Source organism: Faecalicatena contorta (assembly GCF_021531995.1).
Lineage (GTDB): Bacteria > Bacillota > Clostridia > Lachnospirales > Lachnospiraceae > Dorea_A > Dorea_A contorta_A.
Window position 1 is genome coordinate 1 of record NZ_JAFBIZ010000148.1, and the last position, 5,908, is coordinate 5,908.

A 5,908-nucleotide genomic window follows, 5' to 3' on the forward strand; every position below is an offset into this window, starting at 1 on the left:
CCATAAGACAATATAATTGAACAATAAAAAAACGCAGCAGGAGGGATTTGAACCCCCGGAACCTTGCGGTTCTTCTGCTTTCGAGGCAGATGCCATCAGCCGCTCGACCACTGCTGCATGAAAGCATTATAACACAGAAGACTGAACACTGTGAATACCTAAATTGTTTTTATTTTTTTATAAGTTTATACATTTTCGATTTCCGGCATCAGTATAGAGAGATATTTTTCATAGTTTACACCATCATTATACGGAATATTTTCCAGCACAGAGTCTTTCAGGGAGTTTTCCAGAAATTCTCCGGTCGTTCTTAAAAGAGAAGGAAGTGCATCTCCGCGAGCAATACCACCTGCCATGCAGGAGGCAAACAGGTCACCGGTTCCGGAGTAACTGCCTCCGATATAAGGGGCGGAAGTAAAAGAACATTCCGTACCATGAAGATAGAGGTTGTCGATCTTCAAAGCATCGTCGGGATCTTTTCTGCATATTCCGGTGATGATGATGGTCTTTTCGCTATTCTGACAGAGTGTGCGGCTTAGAGACTGTAGTTTATGGATAAGTTTTTCTTCGGACAATTTCAGATTCATGAGTTCGCGATAGTCCATATCTGTCAGCAGGCAGAATTCTGTGAGATTTGGCGTAATAATATCGGCACGTGATACCAATTGTTTCATCTGGCACAGAAGATCCGGCGTATATACATCATAGGTCTGTCCGTCATCCCCCATGACAGGATCAACCAGAAGAAACGTATCCGGTTCTTTAAATGTATCTATAAAGCGGATAATCTGCTGAATCTGCTGGACACTCGCAACATATCCGGTATAGATGCCGTCAAAATGCTGATTCAATTTCAACCACTCCTGGCGGTAGATATCAATCTTATCTGTAAAATCATCGCAGTAATAGCTGGGATATTCTGTTTGTGCTGTTAACACAGCCGTTGGAAGAGGACATGCCTGTACACCCATCGCCGATAGAACTGAGATCGCAGCAGTCAGTGAACATCTCCCCAGACCGGATAAATCATTGATTACAGCAATTTTTTTCATAGAAAGAACTCCTTTCAGCTATATTTCCAGAAAATAATATAACTATTTTAACATCAAAGTGGATTTTTTGAAAAGACCAGATAAAAGGATTATATACAGGCCAGTAGGATTCGAATGTGGAAATAATGATGGAGAATGTGCAAGGTAGATACAGTCTAAGAGACTGGCATAAGATTGAAAAAGAAAAATAAAAAAAATTGGAAAAAGTGTTGACATATTCTTAGTAGTAGGATATAATAAATTTCGCTGTGGTGATGAATTACAGTTATGTGCGCGTAGCTCAGCTGGATAGAGCGTCTGGCTACGGACCAGAAGGTCGGGAGTTCGAATCTTCTCGCGCACGTGCAAAGCCTTGCAGATAATCTGCAAGGCTTTTTTCTATGGGAAACTCTCTATACAGAACGATTTTCAATCGAGTTTCCGGATTTTCTATATTTGGCAGGCGTGATGCCTACCTGCTTTTTAAAAACCCGGTTGAAGTAATATTCGTCAGAAAATCCGGTTTTTTCCGCGATTTCATTCAATGGAAGGGTTGTAGTAAGAAGCAGCTGCATGGCATGTTCCGTCCGGTAGCGGTTCAGATAGGCAAATATGGTGGAGCCTGTCTGTTTTTTAAATATGCGGTTCAGATAATCGAAATTTACAGAAAGCAGTTGCTCAATCGAAGTGCTGGTGATCTTTTGATGATAAGAAGAGTGAAAATAATCCAGTAGTTCATTGATCTTGTGATACATTGTTGTGCTGCTGCTGGAGGAAGATTGCTCATAAGCGTGAAGCATCCAGTAGCTGGAGTATAAGGAAAGCATTTCGACAATGTGCCCGGAAGTAATGGATTTGTAGTACATATGTCTGGTCTGCTCCCGCTGGATCGCAGAGATGATCTGCTGCGTAATCTGAGAAAATGTCTGCGGGTTATCAATATGCATATATTTGGGAATTGTGATAAATGTATCGGTATAATGAGATTCGGAAATGGAAGGCGCAGTATAATTACGATGAAGAGCCGCGCGTATCATGTTCTGGTTCTCTTCTTTTGTATGCATACACTGTTTGGAAAAAGTGGCAGGATGAAAGTGCACAAAATAGTAGGTGCATGTTGCCGGCCGGTATCCAATCTGTTCATAACCCGGCTCCAGGAGAATGATGTCTCCCTGCTTCAGCGGATATTCGGTTCCGTTCTCGTTTATATACATTTCTCCAGATGCAATGAGGTACAGGATGTATTCTGTGTTGTTTCGGTAAAAGTGTTTCCAGTTTTCCGGCGGTTCGGCATGCCCAAGATAAGAAATATGCGGAAGCAGGTCGGATTTTAAGTAAAATATTGGGTTCATAAAAAATTTCCTCCTGATACCCTTATAGCACAGAGTGAAGAAATATACAATGGTTAAGTCGCTGGAATACAAAAAAATATCACTGTATTACATTGGCGCACAAGAGGTGAGAAGGTATACTGATGAAGTAAGAATTTTCAGATGCTTTAAAAAGCAGAAATCGTAACTCTGATATAAAAAACGTCCCGTAACTCTTTTTGGTTTTGTCTGCTTAAAAGTATCTTCCGGATCTCGAAAATGTTTGAAAAATGGTTTCAAATTGATGCGTTTTGTACTATAATATTATTTTAAATAATAAGTATAGTTCGAGTGGTCTGGAGAGGGAAAATGATTACAATTAAGGAAATAGCTGAAGAAGTTGGTGTCAGTGCAACGACAGTTTCAAATGTGCTGCATGGCAGAACCAAAAAGGTGTCTCCGGAGATGGTAAAGAAGATACAGGAGATCCTGGAGGAGAAAAATTATGTGCCGCGGTTCGGATTAAATGCATTGACGAACCGGAAGTCTAATATGATTGGAGTATTGATTAGTACCCCGGAGTTTGTGGAGAGATCTCCGTATGAAAGACCATTTTATGGTACGGTTATAGGTACGCTGGAAAGTGCATTCCGAGAGAAGGGTTATTATATCATGCTATGTTCTTCGAAAAATATGCAGGAAGTCATGAGGATGATTCTCGGATGGAACGTTGACGGAGTGGTTTCGATATCCCTGCCCCCCCAATATTATCAGGAGATAAAGAAACTGACAGGAAAACCGGTTGTATCTATCGATATGGATGTGGATGGCTCACATGTGGAAGGATGTTATAATATTACTTCAACCGATGAGATCTGCGGGGAAGAGATGATGCGATATCTGCTGCGTCAGGGGATCCATAAGATTATATATGTTTCAAACTCGAAGACAGGTGCAGATTATCGGCGGTATAAGGGTGTAGTGAAGGCTTACAGAGAAAAGCAGGAAGAAGAGGTGCACCTTGAATCAGTTATGCTCGGAATGACCCGTGAGGAAAGGATGGAAACCTATCAGAGACTGGCTGAATATGCCGGGCAGCATGCAGCTATCTTTTTCTCGGCGGATTTTAATGCGGCAGAAGCGATCGGATATTTTAAGAGACAGCATATCCGGATCCCGGAAGACATATCTGTTGTAGGCTGTGATGATGACGTGTTTGCCAGACTGAGTGTCCCGGGACTGACTACGATTCGGGTGGACAACGTAAAAAAGGCAGAGATTGCTGCACAGATTATGCTGGAACTGCTGGATGGAAAGCAGCTGGAAGAAAAAGAAATAGAAATAGAAACCTGTCTGATAGAAAGGGACAGTGTTTATTTGAATGGAAAGGAACAGAAGAATGCAGAAAATCAACATTAGTGAGAATGGGCTTCACCTGGTGTTTGAGCTCACTGATCAGAATGAAGTTAAATTCCTTCATTTTTCGCAGCTCCCGTTTCAGGAAGAACTTATCAGGAATGATTATGAAAGAACGGGATTCCGGCTTGTGGAGATTGAACTTGCAGGTCTGGACCGCCCGGAAGAAAGGCATGGTTCCAAGTATACCGTGACAGCTCCGGGATACAGAATGAAGTATGTGTCGCATCAGGATGTGCGCAATGCATATGGACGTAAGCTGGAATTCGTAACCTGTGATGAAGAGACGGGAATCTATGTGACGAGCCATTTCCAGTTTTACGATGGGATTGCGATGGTCAGATGCTGCAGTGTTGTGGAGAATCGTGGTTCTGAAGAGCAGGTGCTGGAATATGTGACTTCTTTTAATCTGAACGGACTTGAAAAAGAAGGAATCCTGCCGAGGGATCAGAAGATGAAAGTGGCGGTGGTTCATAATTCCTGGCAAAGAGAAGTACAGTGGAAAGAATATACGCTGCCGAAGCTTGGACTGGAACAGTCGCAGCCGGATCTGGCGCTGCGTTCTTCCAAAGCCTTTGGTGTATCTAATACCGGAAACTGGTCAGCGAAGGAATTCCTACCGATGGGATGTGTGTCTAACACGGAGACAGGAAGCAGACTGTTCTGGCAGATTGAACAGAACGGATCCTGGCACTGGGAGATCAGTGATCAGACGAATCATCTGTATCTTCAGCTTTCCGGTCCGACGGAAAATCAGTCACACTGGTTCAAATATCTGAAACCGGGGGAGAGCTTTGTCTCCGTTCCGGTTGCAGTAGGATCTGTATGCGGCGGATATGAGGAGATGGCAGAAGAACTTACAAAATACCGTCGGAGAATCCGCAGACCGAATGAAGATAATGAAAAACTGGCTGTTATTTTCAATGACTATATGAACTGTCTCTGGGCAGAGCCGACAACGGAAAAAGAGCTGCCTCTGATTGATGCTGCAGCAGAAATCGGCTGTGAATATTACTGCATCGATGCAGGCTGGTACGCAGATGGATACTGGTGGGATGAAGTAGGAGAATGGCTTCCGTCTGATAAGCGTTTTCCAAACGGAATTAAAGAGGTCATTGATTATATAAGATCCAGGGGGATGATACCGGGACTCTGGCTGGAACTGGAAGTGATGGGAATCAACTGCCCGAAGGTGAAGGATATGCCGGAGGAGTGTTTCTTTCACAGACATGGAAAACGGGTATTTGACAGAAGCAGGTATCAGCTGGATTTCAGGCATCCTTCGGTCCGTGCGCATGCAACAGCGGTGATTGATCGTCTGGTGCAGGAGTATGGAGTTGGATATATTAAGATGGATTATAATATAGAACCCGGACTGGGAACAGAGATCGATGCGGACAGTGTGGGAGACGGACTTCTCGGACATGAACGGGCATATCTTCAGTGGCTGGACGGCATATTTGAAAAATATCCGCAGCTGATTATTGAAAACTGTTCCAGCGGCGGACTCCGGATGGATTATGCTATGCTGCAGAGGCACAGTATCCAGTCAACCAGCGATCAGGAAGGATATCTGAATTATGCTACGATTGCAGCAAACTCTCCTCTGGGAGTAACTATGGAGCAGTCGGCGATCTGGTCTTATCCGAGAATAGAAGGCAACGATGAAGAGACCATTTTTAATATGGTCAATGCGATGCTGATGCGTGTACACCAAAGTGGACATATGGTGGATATTGCCCCGGAAAGAAGAAAACTGGTGAAAGAAGGTCTGGATTATTATAAGACGATTCGTTCGGATATCAGATGTTCCTATCCATTCTGGCCTCTTGGTTTCTCTTCGTTTTCGGATGACTGGGTGAGCCTTGGATTGAGAGGCGGCCAGACAACTTATCTGTCTGTGTGGCGAAGAGGCGGTGGAGAATATATGGAACTTCCGATTCCGCACCTTCAGGGACGAGAACTGGATGTAAGGTGTGCATATCCTTCGGAAGGAAAGTGCGACTACAGGTGGAATGCCCGAACAGGGATACTTGCGATAAAACTTCCGTGTGTACCGTCAGCAAGAGTTTTTGAATTAAATTTCAAGTAAAAATTCGTGAAATTTGACATTATTTTGGGGCTGATAAGTCCCGAAATGGTGTCTTTTTT

The 5,908-nt window shown here is 43.5% G+C and carries 4 protein-coding genes and 2 tRNA genes; 3 read left to right on the plus strand and 3 right to left on the minus strand.

Annotated elements, in window-relative coordinates; all coding sequences use genetic code 11:
- Positions 1–32: 32 nt before the first annotated feature.
- Both JQM82_RS14090 and JQM82_RS14095 read right to left on the minus strand, forming a co-directional pair.
- Positions 33–117, minus strand: a tRNA-Ser gene (locus JQM82_RS14090).
- A 68-nt stretch (positions 118–185) separates the two neighbouring features.
- Complete coding sequence (locus JQM82_RS14095; protein ID WP_235251033.1) at positions 186–1,052, minus strand: pyridoxamine kinase; 867 nt, start codon at positions 1,050–1,052, stop codon at positions 186–188.
- Between the two features lie 269 nt (positions 1,053–1,321).
- On the opposite strand from JQM82_RS14095, the gene JQM82_RS14100 reads away from it, so the two are divergent.
- A tRNA-Arg gene (locus tag JQM82_RS14100) sits at positions 1,322–1,395 on the plus strand.
- Positions 1,396–1,444: 49 nt separating this feature from the next.
- On the opposite strand, the gene JQM82_RS14105 is transcribed toward JQM82_RS14100, so the two are convergent.
- Positions 1,445–2,383 (minus strand): AraC family transcriptional regulator, encoded by a 939-nt coding sequence (locus JQM82_RS14105; RefSeq protein ID WP_235251034.1) that lies wholly within the window; start codon positions 2,381–2,383, stop codon positions 1,445–1,447.
- 327 nt (positions 2,384–2,710) lie between these two features.
- On the opposite strand from JQM82_RS14105, the gene JQM82_RS14110 reads away from it, so the two are divergent.
- Together JQM82_RS14110 and JQM82_RS14115 are read left to right on the plus strand one after the other, a co-directional pair.
- Positions 2,711–3,760, plus strand: coding sequence for a LacI family DNA-binding transcriptional regulator (locus JQM82_RS14110; protein ID WP_235251035.1), 1,050 nt, complete (start codon positions 2,711–2,713; stop codon positions 3,758–3,760).
- On the plus strand, positions 3,741–5,849 hold the full coding sequence (locus JQM82_RS14115; RefSeq protein ID WP_235251036.1) for a glycoside hydrolase family 36 protein: 2,109 nt from the start codon (positions 3,741–3,743) through the stop codon (positions 5,847–5,849). Before JQM82_RS14110 ends, JQM82_RS14115 begins: the two co-directional genes overlap by 20 nt.
- Positions 5,850–5,908: the final 59 nt, after the last annotated feature.